Consider the following 18,000-nt stretch of genomic DNA (forward strand, 5'->3'; position numbering starts at 1 on the left):
GCATTCCCTTTTCTTTAGTGCATTTAAATTGGCAGTAAGAGTTAGCCCTTTCCTTCAGACTCACACTCAATGTTGGACGCGCAAAGAATACATCGGGCGGCTTTTAAATCCAAAGCAGGCCATCACCCTATCCAAGTCTAATCGGCAGAGTCCGACCCACAACTGCCGTTCGGGGCAACAAAAAACCTGCCGCAGCAGGTTCTTGTTTAAGTCTAAATGAACTTCCTTATAAGCCAATCGTATAAGTCGCCATCACAGTAGTTGTCGATACCGCTTGGAATAGCTCTTGACGATAAATGCCATTGATACCTACACGTTGGTTCTTCTCTACATCGTAATAAGCACCAATAGTAGCGGTAGGTCTGGTTTTAACGGGATTAGCATTAAAGTTGATTGGAGTTAATCCAGTTACTCCAGTAGCAGAGTAAGTACCATTAGCAGTATTGGTGTCAGTCTCGACACCAGCACTAGCGTATACCGTTGCCCTAGGAATAAAACGGTATGAAGCACCTAGTCCCGCTAATGCGGTAGTGGCATTGGTATTAAGGGCTGAGTAAGTCAGCGGGGCAGTCACCGTTGAAGATGCACCTTCGGTGTAGCCGCCCATGTTGTTTTGGGTATAACGCATGCCAACATACGGGCTAACAATTACCTCTGGCAGGACTGCAAAACCATACTTGGCTTGTATCTGAGCACCTTGGCTTATCAAATTAGACGAGCCAGCGCCAGGATCTGAAGTTCCCACTACTGAACGGGTCACAGTTGCATTCTTTTGCCCATAAGCAGCAGAGACCTTCACCTCTGTACCGGTACCATCCAAGCGCTCACTCCAAGCACCAAAGAGGCCGATCAATGGGGTGTTATTCCCTAATTTGACTGTGCCACCAGGGCTATTGGTTGAAAGGTTTTGATCTGCGTACGCACCAATTCGGTAATTAGCATGGGGGCGATACGCCGCAATTAATAAACCGCTCGTATTGTTAATTCCTTCTGCTTGCACAGCGGTAGTGCGTCCACCAACAGAAACGCACACATCATTAGCACCAAAGACATTGCAGTCATAAGCAAAGCTATTAGCTAATACGGAGTTTTGTAGTGTGTAGATGCCTTGCAAAACAGCAGCGGTATTGACTAAGGATTGTTGCGTATCGACTGTACCGGCACTCAAGGTGAGGTAGGCATTATTAAGGTCATACGATAGCGCTGAGTTCAAAGGACTATAGCTGACCAGATTGCCAGTGAGACCAGAGAACTTGCCAGTCAATCCAGATGAAGTCAGAACCGTGTAGGTCCTCTTGGTATAAGTGCCGCTACTGGCATCAATCACAAAACCACCAGCAAGACTTGCTGTTCCTGCAACCGCTAAAACACTATTCGCTGTTGGTGTAATAGAGGTGGATAAAGTACCACCCGCTGTTTGCACATAATTGCCAGCAACGCTCAAGGTTCCAATAGAGCCACCAGGAGCTACTCTGCCGTTATTGGTGACATTGCCACCAATTCCGCCATGACCGGCTAAAGTGCCCGCCGCCTGTACAGTGACATCACCAGCCAAACGTGCTGTATTGTTTGCTTCTGAAGAGCCAACACTTAAAGTGCCGCCTGCTACTGTGGTGCCACCAGTATAAGTATTAACACCATTCATATACGTAGTGCCAGTACCGTTGAAAGTCATTGCACCAGGGCCCGAGAACACACCAGATAAAGTGGCTGAGCCGCCAGATGGTGAGGTAATTGTGCCGCCACTAGAATTGACTGCAAAAGCTTGGTTGGAGTTATCGCCATTGAGCAAAGTTAAAGTTCCGCCTGCAAAGACGGGATTTAATGTATTGCCTACATCGCTCAAATAATTTCCAGAATTAGTAACGATGTTACTAGAGGCAACATATGCGGGGAATAGCAAATCCCACATATTGGTAGTCCCAGCAGTTCCTGCTTCTAGAACTAAATTATATTGATATCCGCCATAGTTGCCCGTGAGGCTCGATGGCGTGAACAAGCTTGCGCTTACACCGGAAATGACATCCAAATAGCTTGTTGACTTAACCAGTCCACTATAAATTCCAAAGTTAGTTGTACCAGTACCGCCATCCCAATTAGTTACGGAGGAAGCAGCTAACTTGCCGTAAGTATTGGCGTTAGTCCCAAGAATAATGTTGTAGTTTTTAGGGAGGTTACCTGAGAAAGTGAGGTCTGACTGTGCATTTGAGAGCGTAAAGGATGTGAGTGAAGATGAATTATTAACAATATTTGCAGCTTGGCTAGCGCGTGATGACATGCCAGAGGAAATAATCCCTTGATTAATAATATTGATCGACCCACCCGCACCAGATCCAATGTTGATGCCAGCGCCACCCGAGTAACCAGCGCCACCAGTAATGCTGCCGCTGTTGACAATTGTTGTTGCCCCATTTCCAGTTATAGCTACACCAGCTCCGCTACCCCCTGGAAAATAACCACCCCCACCAGCGCCACCAGTAATGGAGCCTCCGCTATTGTTGTTTATGGTCGTACTTCCTGATCCTGCAACAGATACACCAGCGCCCGCAGTTCCGCCAACTCCTCCTCCACCAGATGTAGTGTATCCAGCACCACCAGCGCCGCCAGTAATTAAGCCACTATTGGCTATGGATGTGGTTCCCGATCCAGAAATACCAATACCAACACCGCCGGCTGCACCCCAGCTATTTACAGAAGGATCTTGGTATCCAGCACCACCTGCACCACCAGTAATCGAGCCAGCATTGGAGATGATTGCACCCGCTCCAGAAATAGATATGCTAGCCGCACCATAGCCAGCAGTTGTTATTTGTTGGAGAAAAGGAAATCCAAGCACATTGCTTCTACCATTTCCGCCACCCCCACCGGTGATACCCCCGGAATTTATCAACGTAAAACTGCTACCACTAAGGGCTACACCGCCATTACCGCTGCCACTTCCACCCAAGGAAATGGCACCAGAGCCTCCTAAAATAGATCCGCCAGAATAATTTGTTAATGAGAAATTGGAGCCACTCAAACCAATCCCACCATTACCGCCTAGCCAGCCAAAAGATGTTCCGCCTGTACCGCCAACAATTGAGCCAGAATTGCTAATAGCTGATGCGCTGCTGCCTGAAAGAATGGATACGCCAATGCCGCCTACGCCCGCTATTCTGCTTTGGCTATAGCCTCCCGCACCACCTGTGATAACCCCTCCAACGGCATTATCTAGATTAAATACAGCACCACTTATCGCCGTGCCGCCAGCCCCACCATTAGATCCAGAACCAGCATAGCCAGGGCCACCTGCACCACCATTAATGCTTCCATGATTGGAAATATTGTTTAATGTGCCGCCAGTAACTGATAATCCAAACCCGCCGTCACCGCCGCTGTAACCACTCGCTCCAAGACCGCCTGCACCACCAGCAATGGTGCCGCCTAAGTTATTGCTTACCGTAATTGTTGCCCCGCTAATGCCCGCGCCACCCTGGGAACCGCCCAAGGAACCGCTAGCACCAACGCCGCCAGCAATATCTCCGCCTAAATTATTTACCACCGTAAAGCTCGAGCCAAAAATACCAGCGCCACCGGTGGCATTATTTTGAGCAGCGCCACCGAACACGTTTCCGCTATTGGTAACTGTAAAGCTGCTTCCGTAAATACCTGCGCCAGGATACGAGTTGGAAGCACCCCCGGTAATATTTCCACTATTGGTTAATGTAAAGTTATTTCCATTTACGCCTGCGCCCCCAAAAGTACCGTTGATATTTCCCGTTCCATAGTTTGTCAATGTGAAATTAGTGCCTGATACACCGGACCCACCAACTCCATAACTAGCACCAAGCCCACCAGTAATGCTTCCGCTATTTAATAGTGAAAAACCATTACCCCCAATTGCGTCTGCACCACGTATTGGCCCCAGCTGAGCTCCAGAACTACCAGCGCCCCCGGTTATGACCCCACTCTGACTATTAATTAATGTGAAATTGCTGCCATAAACTCCGGCAGCACCAGCTACACCTGCGCCACCGGCGCCACCAGTAATGCTTCCGCTATTTGTTAGAGTAAAACCGCTCCCATCTACACCAACACCGCCGGCTCCAGAGAGTCCTCCCCTTGTAATCCCACCATTACCTCCCGCTCCTCCAACGATGTTGTAGGCATTGATTAAGGTTGGGGTTCCAATAATTAAGAGCCCAACGCCACCTCCACCCCCTGCTCCAACTTGAGTTGCACCAGCCGCGTCAGGTGCGGAGGCGGAACCCCCGCTACCTCCTGTAATATTTCCTGAAATAACACTTCCAACAAAACCAGCACCGCCGCCGCCTCCACCGCCTTGAGCTGAGCTCGAAGGTGAAAAACTGCCTATGCCACCATTGGCACCCAGACTATTTGGTCCACCAACACCCGCAGAACCACCAGCCCCTCCAGCACTATTTCGACCATTGCCGGCTCCGCCAGCACCCCCAGAGCCATTACCCAAGCTACCACCTGCACCACCGCCACCGCCAGCAAAACCGTTGTAGTATCCCGCGTTGCCACCACTACCCGCGCCCATAACCCCAGGTCCACCCACGCCTGGGTTGACACCAATTGCCGCTGTTCCATTTGCGGCCTGGGACATGACTGGAGGCGAGATAAATGCAAAACCAATTGCTAGGGCTAAGGGAATAGCCCTAATTGAGAATGGAATTGAAACTGCAACACTCTTCTTTTTGGAAGAAAATGATCTGCCAGCTGCTTTTTTACCTCTTGATCTAGCTAACTCTGAGACAACTTGCATCACTCCAAGTGATTTATTAAATATTAGGCGATACGTTTTATTCATGGGAAGATTTAATGTGTTGAATGCTTTTTAGGCAATAGTGATGCCACTACGGTGAACTGTCTGATTTTTCCAAAAGGCATCATTTTCAAATCGCTTAAATAAATCAGGCGGCAAAATACTAGTTCGCTCATTTTGAGCAACATTTCTTCTCACCTCATGCAATCCAGGTGTACCAGCCTTTTTATCAAACTCAGACGCATCAAATTCGACATTATTGAAGTCATGTTTATATAGTGGCTGTCCAATAAAGTCATAAACAGCAGCCAATGTTTTTTGGGGATCTTTGACCAATGATTCATACTGAACCAACATTAATCGGTTGGCTGCATAGTCTCCAAAGTAGGCTTCTTTAAGTGCGTTATATGCATAACCCACCATACCATCCCCACCAGCAACTCCATCGGCGCGGGAATACACAGTACCCCCGCTTAAGTAATTAAAGATCGATGAAGGCTGAAAGACATTCCGCTGAACTAAGCGCTCTATGCTATCAATAATCCAAGGCATGTGTCGTACACAAGCAATGACTTTGAATGCTGGATAAAGGGTATTGAGAAGTGGCATGCGAGCACACCAAGCGCGACTAGTATCGAAAATAACATCTGCTTTACTATAAGCGTAGTAACCCTCAATCACAGAACGGATAATTCGCTCACGCTGAACATCCTCAATAAAAACAGAGTACTCATTCTTGCCGCTCATGTTTTCTAAGAGAGCTCCAACCATGCCCGCTACCGGGCCACTCATATTGGCTTGAAACTGCGGATTTTGATTTAAAAGAGCAGCGAGCAGAGTGGAGCCGGAGCGAGGTAGCCCTGAGATAAAGTGAATTGTTTTATTGTTATGCAAAGTATGCCCAATGTCGTATAAGCTTTAAGGGTAATAATACCAATGAAAAGTACCTCAATTCTCGATTTTTAGGCGCATAAACCCACATGGCTGCAAATTTACTCAGTTCCGAGCCTACAGTCATTTGGCTGACTGGACTCTCAGGTGCCGGAAAATCCACTATTGCGAAAGGATTGGAACAAGCATTGCAATCTAAAAATATCCCAGTAAGTATTTTGGATGGCGATGTCCTTCGAGCTACTCTATATAAAGACCTTGGCTTTAGTAAAGAAGATCGTATAGAAAACATGCGCCGTACAGCTGCGCTGGCCAAATCACTCTTAGACGAGGGAAACATGGTGATTGTGGCGTTGATTTCACCTTATGCCCAGGATCGACTAAAGGCGCGACAGCTTTTTCAGAAAGGGCAATTTTTAGAGGTTTTTATCAATACCCCCCTTGAGACTTGCATTCAAAGAGATCCTAAGGGGCTTTACGCCAAGGCGCTTAAAGGTGAGATTAAAAACTTTACAGGTATAGATGCGCCCTATGAAATACCCAGCAATCCAGAAATTGAATTATTTACAAAGAATAAGTCAGTCGAAGAATTGGTGAATGAAGTTTTAATATATAAAAGCCTTTAAATTAATACACGAATACATGTCTTACTTACTGCGACTTAGACAATTTATTAACCACCCTGAATCACTAGACATGAGTCAAGAGTGGGTAATGCTCGATAAGTCTACTCACCCTGCAATTTTGGTGTACGGCAAAGATCTATCCATTGCATTACTCAAGTCAGATAAGGTCGCCCCAACCAATTTCATCGAGTACTATAAAAAATTACTTCAACTATCCAATCAAAACCTTCCAACAATTGACGCCATCTTTATGTGCTCGCCCGTGCTTCTTCATGGGGATGAACATTCACAGTCGAGAAAGACTTTTTCCAAAAAATATAAGCTAATTGAAGAAAATTTACAAAACTGGCTCCCAAGCTTTACGTCCGAGTTTTTTTCATTAGTCCCGGGTGATGAAGAAATTAATCCAATTAAATTGGTAGCGAACTATATTGCAGGAATTTTTCGTACTATTTTAGCCACAGACTTAGGCGTTAGTGTCAGCGAGATCCCATCTTTACCGCCAAAGCTTTTCTTTTTGACTCATCCGCTAGCCAAGGTTATTGACGTTGAGGATAGATTAAGAGCGCTCAAAGAGTATCTAGAAAAAACTATGTTGCATCAAGGGAGAGATCTCTCTGAGGTTTGGATACTTTTAGCAATTATCGTTGCAGGCTTTGAAGCACTTGAAGGAACGCTGATGTATGGGCTAACGAAGGAGCCAGCATCCCGCGGAACTTGGGAAGCAAAAAGTCTGCTTAGAGAAGCGGCTGCTGTAAATTTTATAGGACGAAGAGCGCTGGAGAATTTCTCAATAGGCAATCTTACGATATCAAAGAACCAGGAGATCTATGTTTGTCCATCCTTAGTACATAGATATATGGATGCAAAGAATCAAGCCAACATCAACAACTCCTTTTCTTTTGGAAAAGGCGCTCATACTTGCATTGGCCAAGTGATTTCAACAGCAGTTATCAACTCTTTTTTTGCTGAATGGTCTTTATTTGTGGAGCGTCACCCAAAAATAGCCGCAGTAAAATACACCAGAGACTTTAACTTAACATTTACCTTAAGATAAAAATGTCATTAGAAGAAAGTATTGATCAAAATTTGCTTTTAAAAATTGTAGATCAAGCCCAAGTGATCAGCATTCCAGCTTGTGCTGCGCTTATGAAATCTATCTCAGAATTAGAAATTGACTCATTGCAATTAATTAGCCTATCTGTTGCACTTGAAGATTCATGTAAGTTAACTATAGATATAGATCGCTTGACTGATAAATCCACACTAGGCGACTTACTGAATAATTTAAAACCACTGTAATCTAAGGCCCCATGGATCCTTACCAAGGCTTTTCCTCCCTTATTGCAATTATTGAGACTGCAGTAAGTAGCGCACTCTCAACTAACCCCACCCCCGCTAGAGGAGAGCTATTTTCGGCGACCTGGAAATTAGTTGGCAATAATCTAGAGGCTCACCAACTTCTACCAAATGGCAATCTTTTTTGCGATACACAGTTAACGAAAAATGAGCTATTACTACTCCTAATTATCCAAATCATTAGGCGGCAAGGTTTTGATTCATATCCAATAATTCACCTTTCCAATAAAAAAATATTTGAAGAGCTTGGTCGGCTAAATGGTTCGGCCACTATTTGCGGCGTACATACGGGCTTTGCATTTTTGCCTAGCATCATGGCTCAATTTAATCGAAAAATATCTATTATTTCTTCGGATGAATCAATCAGGGATACATTGACGCGTTCAGGCCCAAGCGGAAATATTGAGGTAATTCCGAGCGACTTATTTTCCTTTATACGCCTGAGGGATTCAATGACAAAGGGCAATTTATGCGTCTGCTCAGTTGATTACTCAGATGGAAAAAAGTTTAGGTACATAAGTCCAAGCCTATTTGAATTTTCCATTCAAAATGGGTTCTCAATTTATTTTTTTAAAAGCGAAGTAAATTCAGATGGATCAGTATCGGTAGATTTACTAAAATCTCAACATGATAAGGACCTATATAAATCTGCTGCAGAGTTCATTTATTACATCACCTTGAATCAAAATCCGAAGCGAGAGCTATCAATTAAACGCATAACTGACTAACGGACTCCTAATGGCCGTTCTCTGCCCGTCAGAACCCTAAAAATCACCTACTTTGAAAGACTGCTGTAGATACAAAAGCGGCCATATGTAGTCGTGATGCAATTAAAAATAACAAAAATAATCACCAAAGCATGGGACTTAATTCTTGGGAGATTGAAGAAAATAATTGTGGGAAATTTAAAATGCAGATTAATTCTATTATGCAAGACAATTAAAGCAAGATTAATAGAGGGCTCATATTCTATATGGCTCTGCAGGCGGTAAATTAGGCAATAGAGACCTAAAAAGTAGATTCTATTATGCAAAATTCATTTTATTATGCAAATAGAAAGGGCCTCCCTGACGGGAGACCCTTATGTAGTATGGTGCGGCTGGCAGGAATTGAACCCACGACCCCTTGGTTCGTAGCCAAGTACTCTATCCAGCTGAGCTACAGCCGCAACAGCCATAATTATGCCATGGAAGAGAAGAACTACATCACCCCCGCTGGTCACGAACGCATTAAGACCGAGCTCCTTCAGCTCTTAAACCTTGATAGACCGGAGGTTGTCAAGGTTGTGCACTGGGCTGCCAGCAATGGCGATCGATCTGAAAATGGGGACTATATCTACGGGAAAAAGCGTTTAAGGGAGATAGATAGACGCATCCGCTTCCTGAATAAACGCCTAGAATTTGCCGTGGTTGTCGATAATTCTGCTCGAAAATCAGGAGAAAATGACTCTGAGCAGGTGTTCTTTGGGGCTACTGTGACCTACGCAACCCTGGAAGGACCCGAAGCCAACAAGAAGACCTTCATCACAATTGTGGGCGTTGATGAGGTTGACCTCGATAAAGGGCATGTCAGTTGGGTCTCACCTATAGCCAAGGCCTTAATCAAGTCTCGGATCGGAGACTGTGTTTTTATACAAACACCCACCGGCCCCGCTGAAATTGAAATCTTAGACGTTCGATACTTGTAGAACTCAAACAGCTCGAGTGCGGGTTACACGCATGACATCGGGATTGGCACGTAAACTGCGCATCACCTTAGAAAGATGCAATCGGTCATAAACTTGGATCGTAAAGCGAATAGTTACCGAGTCTTCTTTGAAGCGATCTTCCATGGATACATTCATGATGTTGGAGTCTGCCGAAGTAACACTGCTCGCCACTCTAGCCAAAACACCTTTGCCCTGGCGCGTATCGATTGCTAGATCCAATTCAAACTCACGATTCAGATCTTTGCCCCATTCAACCTCGACCCACTTATCACTATCCTTTGAGAGCATGCGCAATGCCACTGTACAGTCGTTGGTATGAACTTGTAATCCCTCACCCTTACCTAGATAACCAATGATGTTATCGCCCGGAATGGGATGGCAGCAAGTTTGGAAATGAATCGAATTACCCTCACGCCCATCGACTAGGATGGCTTGACGTTGATGATGGTGACTTGTCTCTTGATTAGGCGCAACCCAATCAGCAACACCCAAGCGCATTTGCTCTGCACCACCCTCATCATCAATCAAAATCTTGAGACGAATTGCCAGCTCTTGTGGAGAGCGCCTACCTAAAGCAATATTGACGCACGCTTCTTCGCGGGTTTTGTCGCCCGTCCAATGCGTTAGCTTTTCCCAAATTTCTGGGCTTAATAAGGCAGCGTCAACGCCCTGCTGACGTAAAGCATTTGCTAAAAGACGCTCGCCAAGTTGAAGTGATTCAGAATAATGTTTTGTTTTAAGGGAATGTCGTATGGAGGCACGTGCTTTTCCGGTACGCACAAATGCCAACCAACCTGGATTAGGTTGTGAGCTTGCTGAAGTAATGACTTCAACAATGTCACTATTCTTAAGCTCACTACGCAAGGGCAATTGCAGGCCGTTGATTTTGACAGCTACGCAGGTATTACCCAGATCACTATGGATAGAGTAAGCAAAATCTAGAGCAGTTGCGCCCCTTGGTAAGGCCCTGATCTGCCCAGTGGGGGTAAACACATAAACCGCATCTGGGAACAAGTCAATTTTGACATGTTCTAAAAATTCTTGAGAGTCACCGCTGCTATCCTGAATATCAATCAAGGACTGCAGCCATTGGTGGGCTCTGTTTTGCACCTCGCTCATATCAGGGGAGCCGTCTTTATAGGCCCAATGCGCAGCTACTCCAGCCTCAGCTACCGCATGCATTTCAGTTGTGCGAATCTGAAACTCTACTGGCACTCCTGAAGGACCCAATAAAGTGGTGTGTAAAGATTGATAGCCATTTAATTTGGGGATCGCAATGTAATCCTTAAATTTCCCTGGCATGGGCTTGTATAGAGAATGCAAGATACCGAGTGCGCGATAGCATTCATCAATGGAATGCACGGTAACCCGGAATGCATACACATCCAACACCTGCGAAAAGCTTAAATGCTTTGAGCGCATCTTTGTATAGATGCTAAAGAGCGTCTTCTCACGACCGCGCAGATCAACCTCTAAATTGGCCTTAGCAAAGGCCATGCGTGATGCCTGCAAAATCTTCTCAACCATTTCCTTGCGGTTGCCGCGCGCACGCTTAACAGCCCCCTCAATGACTCGGAAACGCATGGGCATGGAGTATCGGAAGCTGAGATCTTGTAGATCACGGTAAATGATGTTCAACCCAAGACGATGGGCGATTGGTGCGTAGATTTCAATTGTTTCAGCGGCTACACGACGGCGCTTCTCCATGGGTACAGCATCCAGGGTGCGCATATTGTGGGTGCGGTCAGCAAGCTTGACCAAGATGACACGAACGTCACGCGCCATGGCCATAAACATCTTGCGAAAGCTCTCTGCTTGCGCCTCCGCATGACTTTGAAATTCTAATTTATCGAGTTTGGTTAAGCCCTCAACTAACTCTGCCACCTTATTGCCAAACTTTTCAACCAAATCTGCTTTAGTACAGCCGGTATCTTCAATCACATCATGCATCAATGCGGCCATGATGGATGACGCATCCAAGCGCCACGTTGCACATAGTTCAGCCACAGCAACTGGATGGGTAATGTAAGGTTCGCCGCTATGACGGTATTGACCTAGATGAGCAGCATCAGAAAACTGAAATGCCTTTTTAACCTGTGCAATTTCTTCAGGCTTGAGATAGGAAAGCTTAGACAGCAATCCCTCAATAGAAACTACTTGATGTTTGAGCGGAAATATCGGCGCAGATGTCGGGCCGAACAAATGACGACTCGATTGCGCCAATAAACTCGCAATGATGGATTTTTTACCACTTTGAATTGGTGTGTCGGAAATCTTATCCAACAACTGTGCTTGATTAGGATCAAGCGAAGCATCCTTAGGCGAGATGCTTCCTACTTTTTCCGATGTATTGGCTAGTCCTAAAGGGAGCTCCACACCGGAACTCCTTACTTAGAGGGGTACTTTGGTCAACATGTCACGGTCAGTCACACCAGCAGCTACTTCACGTAATGCAACTACGGTAGCTTTATCTCTGGACTCAACGCGTGGGGAGTGACCTTGTACTAATTGGCGAGCACGATATGTCGCAGCCAAAACCAGTTCAAAACGGTTTGGAATAGTTTTAAGGCAATCTTCTACAGTAATACGTGCCATGCTGGACTCACTTAATTTAGCTTCAATACCTATAGGATAACTGATTAGACCCCGAGGCGCTTCAAAAGTGCTGGATTTCTGGCCATACTTGGGCCAGAGCGCAGCCGGCTGGAAGCTAATATGTGCTTTAAATCGACCAAAGCCTGGTCGAAAGAATCGTTCACCACGATGTAATCTGCCTCATGAGCATGCAAAAGCTCTACATGGGCAGCTGCCAAGCGACGTTGAATCGTTGTTTCATCGTCCTGACCACGCTTACGTAGGCGCTCTTCTAAAGCCTCTATGGATGGCGGGAAGATAAAGATCCACTGCACTGAGGGAATTAACTTTCGAATTTGTTGAGCGCCCTGCCAATCAATCTCCAGCATGACGTCACTACCCGCTTGCATTTGAGATTCAATCCAAGGCTTTGAAGTCCCATAAAAATGACCATGGACTTCTGCCCACTCTAAAAAATGTCCCTGATCACGTTCTTGCAGAAAATCTTCTTTTGCCAGAAAGCGGTAATCCTTGCCATCTACTTCACCAGGTCGTGGAGTGCGCGTAGTGGTTGATAAAGATAACTTCAATCCGGCCTCGTCCTTAAGTAAGGCATTAACTAAGGAGGATTTTCCGGCGCCTGAGGGCGCAACAATCATCAACATGCTGCCTTGATAAGATGGTGTCGGTGTAGAGGTAGTCATAAATCAATAGTATGGATTACTCGAGGTTTTGAACTTGCTCACGCATTTGCTCGATGAACAGCTTGAGCTCCAAAGCCGCTTGTGTGCACTCTTCTGATACCGATTTAGAACTCAAGGTATTAGCTTCGCGATTCAACTCTTGCATCAAAAAATCCAAGCGCTTACCAACAGGACCTTTGCCTGCAAGTGCGTTATCTACTGCCTGAAGATGGGTCTTTAAGCGCGCAAACTCTTCGGCTATATCGATGCGCACTGCATAGAGCACAACCTCTTGACGAATGCGCTCCATCAGTTCAGCACCTGCCTTGGCTTGCTCTTGAGCAGCTAGCGCTTCAGCGAGACGCTCTGTAAGCTTTTCTTGGTACTGAGCTACATATTCAGGAACTTTGGGCTCAATTACTTTAACGATGTCGCGCATCTTGCCAGTGATATTGGTAAGTACACCAACCAAGGCCTTACCTTCGGCGTGACGACTCTCCATGAGGGCCGCTAGGGCTGCACGCCCAGCCTCGACAGTGGCAGTAATCCAACTATCCTCTTCGCCGCGAGGCTCGGAAACAATGCCTGGCCAACGCAACACTTCAGCAATACTCAATTCTTGTGCTTTTGGAAAAGCTTCTTGGGCTTTCTCTTGAAGGGTATAAAGGGCATCAAGACGATCTCGACTAATCGCACCTAGGGCATGGGGATTACTTTTGGCAGCACCTGCTGCGGCACTATTGACTCGCCATGCCGCTCTAAATTCGACTTTTCCGCGCGATAGGCTTTGGGTAGCCAGCTCTCGCAAGGCAGGCTCTGCCCCACGACACTCGTCCGGAAGACGAAATCCTAGATCTAGAAAGCGGCTGTTAACAGCCCGACATTCCACCTGCAGATCAGCAACTACACCAGCTCCTAGGGAGACTTGGCGAGAAGCGCTGCCATAACCAGTCATGCTCGATATCATATGGACATTGTAGATTCATTATTGAACTAGACCCGATCCAGACCCTAACCCCACAGGACCCCCTTTCCATGAGCACAGCAAACCCAACCAATATTGCCCGCCCTAGCGGCCGTAAGCCCACCGATTTGCGCCCAGTTACCATTTCTAGAGCCTTCACCAAACATGCTGAAGGATCAGTATTGATCGCCTTTGGGGATACCAAGGTACTGTGTACTGCCAGCATTCTCGAAAAAGTGCCTCCACATAAGAAAGGCTCTGGCGAAGGTTGGGTTACTGCTGAATATGGCATGCTGCCCCGCTCCACCCATACCCGTAGTGATCGTGAGGCGGCCCGCGGCAAACAATCAGGCCGTACCCAAGAAATCCAACGCCTCATTGGTCGTGCCATGCGTAGCGTCTTTGATTTAAAAGTATTGGGCGAAAGAACTATTCACCTCGATTGCGACGTACTGCAGGCTGATGGCGGAACACGTACTGCATCTATTACTGGCGCCTATGTTGCGGCTCGTGATGCAGTAAACCAACTGCTTAAAAGTGGCGTCCTGAGCAAGGACCCCATTATCGATAGCGTTGCTGCAATTTCAGTTGGCATTTATCAAGGTGTTCCAGTGTTGGACTTGGATTACCCAGAAGACTCTTCTTGCGATACCGATATGAATGTGGTCATGACCGGCAAAGGCGGAATGATTGAAGTTCAAGGCACAGCAGAAGGTGCCGCTTTCTCTCGAGCAGAACTCAATGCACTCCTAGATCTGGCCGAGCAAGGTATTGAAGAGCTCACCCAAATGCAAAGCGATGCATTGAAATAAAGATCGACATGCAAAAGCTCGTTCTCGCATCCAATAATACCGGCAAGGTCAAAGAGTTTGAGGCGCTATTGGCGCCCTTAAACTTTCAAGTGATTCCCCAGGGTGAATTGGGCATACCTTCTGCAGAAGAGCCTCACTTCACCTTTGTTGAAAATGCCCTTGCTAAGGCAAGGCATGCAAGCGCTGCGTCAGGCTTACCGGCATTAGCTGATGACTCCGGAATTTGTGCTCATGCTCTAAATGGCCAGCCTGGCGTTTTATCGGCTCGCTTTGCGGGTGAGCAAGGTGATGATGCTGCGAACAATCGAAAACTCATTCAAGATTTAAAAGATCAGGCAGATCGAGGCGCGCATTATGTGTGCGCATTGGTTTTCGTAAATAGCGCAAATGATCCTGAACCCATCATTGTTCAAGCACGTTGGTATGGGCAAATTATTGATCATGCATCTGGTAACAATGGTTTTGGGTATGACCCCCACTTCTTTTTGCCCGAGCAACAATGTACTGCTGCTGAGCTAGAGCCAGAAAAAAAGAATTCAATCAGTCATCGCGGTCAAGCACTACGTGAACTGATTGCACAACTCAAAAGCCGTGCTTAATTCGAGCCTCACCAAAGTAACGCTGACTGCATTGCCTCCATTGGCTTTGTATATTCACTTTCCTTGGTGTGAAAAGAAATGTCCCTATTGCGATTTCAATTCACATCAAATTAAAGAGGGTATTAGTAAGGCTGGGTTTGACGAACAGCGTTATATCAATGCACTAATTGCTGACCTAGAAACCGAACTTCCTAATATTTGGGGGCGTCAAGTCCACAGCATCTTTATTGGTGGCGGAACGCCAAGCCTGCTATCTGCCGAAGGCATGGATCAACTGCTTTGTGCCGTTCGCGCTCGAGTGAACCTTGAGCCCGATGCTGAAATTACGATGGAGGCAAATCCAGGATCCATTGAGGCCGATAAATTTGCAGGATTTGCAAAGGCAGGCATTAATCGAGTGTCGATCGGAATTCAGAGCTTTCAGGATGAACAGCTCAAAGCCTTGGGACGTATACACAATGGCGAGGAAGCCAAGCGCGCAATAGCCATTGCCCTGAAACACTTCAAATCGGTGAATCTGGATCTGATGTACGGACTCCCAAAGCAGACATTAGAGTTAGCCAAAGCGGATATTGAGACCGCGCTTTCTTTTAAAACGCCCCATCTGTCTTTTTACAATCTCACGCTGGAACCGAATACCTACTTTGCAAACTTTCCTCCGCAATTACCTAGCGATGATGAAGTGGATGCCATTTTTGAGCAGAATTTAGATTTACTTACCAAGGCAGGCTACAAACGTTATGAAGTCTCTGCCTATGCGCAGAAAAACCAAGAGTGCAAACACAATTTGAACTACTGGCGCTTTGGTGATTACATTGGCATTGGCGCAGGCGCTCATGGAAAGATCTCTTTTCCAGACAAAATTACTCGCCAAGTAAGGGAACGTCATCCAGAAAGCTATATGCAAGCAATGGAATCCAAAGGTAATGCATTGATTGAATCTCGGGTTCTTGAAGCTAAGGATCTGCCTTTCGAATTCATGCTCAATACCCTAAGACTGACAGATGGGGTTGCTACCAATACTTTCAGCGAGAGAACTGGTCTGCCTTTAAACGTGATTAGCAAAGGCTTAGCTGAGGCAAGTAATAAGCAATTGCTGGATGAGAATCCCAGTCAGCTTAAAGCTACACCACTAGGCATGCGCTACCTCAACAATCTTCAAGAGCTGTTTTTGGATTAAACCGTTTTGGCTGCTGTGCGTTGAGCGCTAGCTACCTGTCCAAATAGGTGGCTCACCCTTTAGGAATGAAGCAACTCCGTTTTGGAAATCATTGCTGCCATAGGTTTCACTAATGAGGTCACTACAGTCGGGCAGATTATTTTTAATTAATCTTGCCAATACTAGCTTGCTAGATTTTTGCGTAATGGGAGCTAACTTACTCAGTCGCTCTGCGAGATTGACGGCCTCTTGACCTAGCTGCTCTTGTTCGTATGTTGCTAAAAGATATCCTTGTTGGAGCAACTCTTTTGCAGTAATCATTTCCGCAAGAAGCAGCATACGTTTAACAATGTTGATTCCTAAATGAGCGACTAACCAAGCAATATTTGCAGCAGATAAACAGTTACCAAGTGTTTTGGCTATAGGTACGCCAAACTTTGCATCAGGAGTTGAGATTCGGAAATCACAGCAACTGGCTATTGCTAATCCGCCCCCAACAGCCATAGCATCGATAACGGCAATTGTTGGGATGGGTAATGCAGCTAGTGGGGCTAGATAGTTATCAATACCCTCTTCATATCGCACCCCATCACTACCGGTTTGAAAATTAGCAAACTGAGCAATATCACTACCTGAAACAAAGGACTTGCCACCAGCACCACGAAAAATTGCTACTCGTACAGCTGGGTTCTTGGCAAGATCTTCACAGATGGACTTTAGACTTTGATACATGCTAACGGTCATCGCATTGCGCGCCGCCACATGATCAAAGGTAATGTAAGCAACATTGCCGCGCATCTCTAGTGAGACCTGTGCAATATTGCCCACCTTATTTTGTTCAGTCATAAAACGCTTATTCAGCTTTAATATTCAGACTCTTTACTAAACGCTGGTATTTAGCCAGTTCGCCAGCCAAGAACAAACTAAATGCAGCAGGTGTTGCCGGTCCCTCAGGCTGTAAGCCCTGAGAATCTAGAGTCTTTTTAATTTGTGGATCGACCATGGCGGCTTTAACAGCCTGGTCAATCTTGTTCACTACTGCTGGATCCATACCCTTTGGACCCATAATGGAGTACCAGTTGGTGACGTCAAATCCTGTAATGCCCACTTCGTTAAACGTAGGTACGTTAGGAAGAATAGATAATCGTTTTGGAGTGGAGATTGCCAAAGCCTTCAAGCTGCCGTCTTTAATTTGCTGCAAGTTCGGTGGCAAGGTATCAAAGTTCATCGTAATTTGACCACCTAGCAAATCAATGATGGCCTGACCGCTACCCTTATAGGGCACATGGTTTAACTGAATGCCGGCAATCTTGGCAAACAAAGCGCCTGCTAAGTGTTGAGTACTGCCAATACCAGACGAACCATAAGTCATCTGACCTGGATTTGCTTTTGCAAGGGAAATCAATTGTGATACTGAGTTCACAGGCAATGAAGCCTTTACTAATAAAACGTTAGGAACATATCCCAAATAAGTAATAGGTGTGAAATCCGTTGCAGGATTGTATTGAACGTTAGTAAGAACAAATGGTGCAATCGCATTGGAATTGGAGTGCCCTACCAGCAAGGTGTAGCCATCTGGATTCGACTTGGAAACTTGATCGGCTGCAATAGTGCCCGCTGCACCTGATTTATTTTCCACAATCACGCTTTGACCGAGAATCTCACCCATTTTTGGAGCAAGGGCTCGAGCAACAATATCGGTACCGCCACCTGGTGCAAAACCCACAATCAGTCGGATTGGTTTTGTTGGGTAAGACTGCTGACCTAAAGCAAAGAAAGAACTCGTGGCTAGCGTAATTGCGAGCAAACTACGAACAGCCCACTGAGGCGATTTAAGCAACATAAAGTCTCCAAAAT

At 46.0% G+C, this 18,000-nt stretch carries 16 protein-coding genes and 1 tRNA gene; 8 read left to right on the forward strand and 9 right to left on the reverse strand.

All coding sequences use genetic code 11. From position 1 onward, the window contains the following. Nucleotides 1–226 precede the first annotated feature (226 nt). Together ICN34_RS05035 and ICN34_RS05040 are read right to left on the reverse strand one after the other, a co-directional pair. Nucleotides 227–4,813: an ESPR-type extended signal peptide-containing protein gene (locus tag ICN34_RS05035; RefSeq protein WP_216121154.1), complete on the reverse strand. Its 4,587-nt coding sequence runs from the start codon at nucleotides 4,811–4,813 to the stop codon at nucleotides 227–229. Nucleotides 4,814–4,840: 27 nt separating this feature from the next. After that, a complete protein-coding gene (locus ICN34_RS05040; RefSeq protein ID WP_216121156.1) occupies nucleotides 4,841–5,662 on the reverse strand; it encodes a sulfotransferase in 822 nt (273 codons plus the stop codon). 86 nt (nucleotides 5,663–5,748) lie between these two features. On the opposite strand from ICN34_RS05040, the gene cysC reads away from it, so the two are divergent. The 4 genes from cysC (at nucleotide 5,749) to ICN34_RS05060 (ending at nucleotide 8,372) form a co-directional block, all read left to right on the forward strand. Beyond that, nucleotides 5,749–6,285, forward strand: coding sequence for an adenylyl-sulfate kinase (cysC, locus tag ICN34_RS05045; RefSeq protein WP_216121158.1), 537 nt, complete (start codon nucleotides 5,749–5,751; stop codon nucleotides 6,283–6,285). A 70-nt stretch (nucleotides 6,286–6,355) separates the two neighbouring features. Beyond that, the gene (locus ICN34_RS05050; RefSeq protein ID WP_216121160.1) at nucleotides 6,356–7,342 is read left to right on the forward strand and encodes a hypothetical protein; all 987 of its coding nucleotides are present in this window, start codon (nucleotides 6,356–6,358) and stop codon (nucleotides 7,340–7,342) included. A 2-nt stretch (nucleotides 7,343–7,344) separates the two neighbouring features. Continuing rightward, nucleotides 7,345–7,587: a phosphopantetheine-binding protein gene (locus tag ICN34_RS05055; RefSeq protein WP_216121161.1), complete on the forward strand. Its 243-nt coding sequence runs from the start codon at nucleotides 7,345–7,347 to the stop codon at nucleotides 7,585–7,587. An 11-nt stretch (nucleotides 7,588–7,598) separates the two neighbouring features. Continuing rightward, the gene (locus ICN34_RS05060; RefSeq protein WP_216121163.1) at nucleotides 7,599–8,372 is read left to right on the forward strand and encodes a hypothetical protein; all 774 of its coding nucleotides are present in this window, start codon (nucleotides 7,599–7,601) and stop codon (nucleotides 8,370–8,372) included. A gap of 363 nt (nucleotides 8,373–8,735) precedes the next feature. Here ICN34_RS05060 and ICN34_RS05065 read toward each other — a convergent pair. Beyond that, nucleotides 8,736–8,812 (reverse strand) — tRNA-Arg (locus tag ICN34_RS05065). An 18-nt stretch (nucleotides 8,813–8,830) separates the two neighbouring features. Between ICN34_RS05065 and greB the strand changes: the two genes are divergently transcribed. Further along, entirely contained in the window at nucleotides 8,831–9,331 is a 501-nt protein-coding gene (gene greB, locus ICN34_RS05070) for a transcription elongation factor GreB (RefSeq protein WP_216121165.1), read from the forward strand. A 3-nt stretch (nucleotides 9,332–9,334) separates the two neighbouring features. On the opposite strand, the gene ICN34_RS05075 is transcribed toward greB, so the two are convergent. Genes ICN34_RS05075 through ICN34_RS05090 form a run of 4 tightly spaced genes read right to left on the reverse strand, consistent with a single transcriptional unit; the run spans nucleotide 9,335 to nucleotide 13,576 of the window. Then, nucleotides 9,335–11,728: a RelA/SpoT family protein gene (locus ICN34_RS05075; protein WP_216121167.1), complete on the reverse strand. Its 2,394-nt coding sequence runs from the start codon at nucleotides 11,726–11,728 to the stop codon at nucleotides 9,335–9,337. 15 nt (nucleotides 11,729–11,743) lie between these two features. Then, nucleotides 11,744–11,947 carry a DNA-directed RNA polymerase subunit omega gene (gene rpoZ / locus ICN34_RS05080; RefSeq protein WP_011902918.1) on the reverse strand — a complete coding sequence of 68 codons (204 nt, stop codon included), beginning with the start codon at nucleotides 11,945–11,947 and terminating at the stop codon, nucleotides 11,744–11,746. A 44-nt stretch (nucleotides 11,948–11,991) separates the two neighbouring features. Next, complete coding sequence (gene gmk, locus ICN34_RS05085) at nucleotides 11,992–12,630, reverse strand: guanylate kinase (RefSeq protein WP_216121169.1); 639 nt, start codon at nucleotides 12,628–12,630, stop codon at nucleotides 11,992–11,994. Between the two features lie 16 nt (nucleotides 12,631–12,646). After that, nucleotides 12,647–13,576: a YicC/YloC family endoribonuclease gene (locus tag ICN34_RS05090; protein WP_216121171.1), complete on the reverse strand. Its 930-nt coding sequence runs from the start codon at nucleotides 13,574–13,576 to the stop codon at nucleotides 12,647–12,649. A gap of 68 nt (nucleotides 13,577–13,644) precedes the next feature. Between ICN34_RS05090 and rph the strand changes: the two genes are divergently transcribed. The 3 genes from rph to hemW are packed head-to-tail and all read left to right on the forward strand — an operon-like array spanning nucleotide 13,645 to nucleotide 16,164. Further along, the gene (rph, locus tag ICN34_RS05095) at nucleotides 13,645–14,385 is read left to right on the forward strand and encodes a ribonuclease PH (protein ID WP_216121173.1); all 741 of its coding nucleotides are present in this window, start codon (nucleotides 13,645–13,647) and stop codon (nucleotides 14,383–14,385) included. A gap of 8 nt (nucleotides 14,386–14,393) precedes the next feature. Further along, nucleotides 14,394–14,984: an RdgB/HAM1 family non-canonical purine NTP pyrophosphatase gene (gene rdgB, locus ICN34_RS05100; RefSeq protein ID WP_216121175.1), complete on the forward strand. Its 591-nt coding sequence runs from the start codon at nucleotides 14,394–14,396 to the stop codon at nucleotides 14,982–14,984. Beyond that, the gene (gene hemW, locus ICN34_RS05105; RefSeq protein ID WP_216121177.1) at nucleotides 14,977–16,164 is read left to right on the forward strand and encodes a radical SAM family heme chaperone HemW; all 1,188 of its coding nucleotides are present in this window, start codon (nucleotides 14,977–14,979) and stop codon (nucleotides 16,162–16,164) included. Before rdgB ends, hemW begins: the two co-directional genes overlap by 8 nt. 27 nt (nucleotides 16,165–16,191) lie before the next feature. Here the strand turns inward: hemW and ICN34_RS05110 are convergent, their stop codons facing one another. Then, entirely contained in the window at nucleotides 16,192–16,989 is a 798-nt protein-coding gene (locus tag ICN34_RS05110) for an enoyl-CoA hydratase/isomerase family protein (RefSeq protein ID WP_216121179.1), read from the reverse strand. 7 nt (nucleotides 16,990–16,996) lie between these two features. After that, nucleotides 16,997–17,986, reverse strand: a complete 990-nt coding sequence (locus ICN34_RS05115; protein WP_216121181.1) for a tripartite tricarboxylate transporter substrate binding protein — start codon at nucleotides 17,984–17,986, stop codon at nucleotides 16,997–16,999. Nucleotides 17,987–18,000: the final 14 nt, after the last annotated feature.

This window comes from Polynucleobacter sp. Tro8-14-1, assembly GCF_018881655.1.
Taxonomy (GTDB): domain Bacteria; phylum Pseudomonadota; class Gammaproteobacteria; order Burkholderiales; family Burkholderiaceae; genus Polynucleobacter.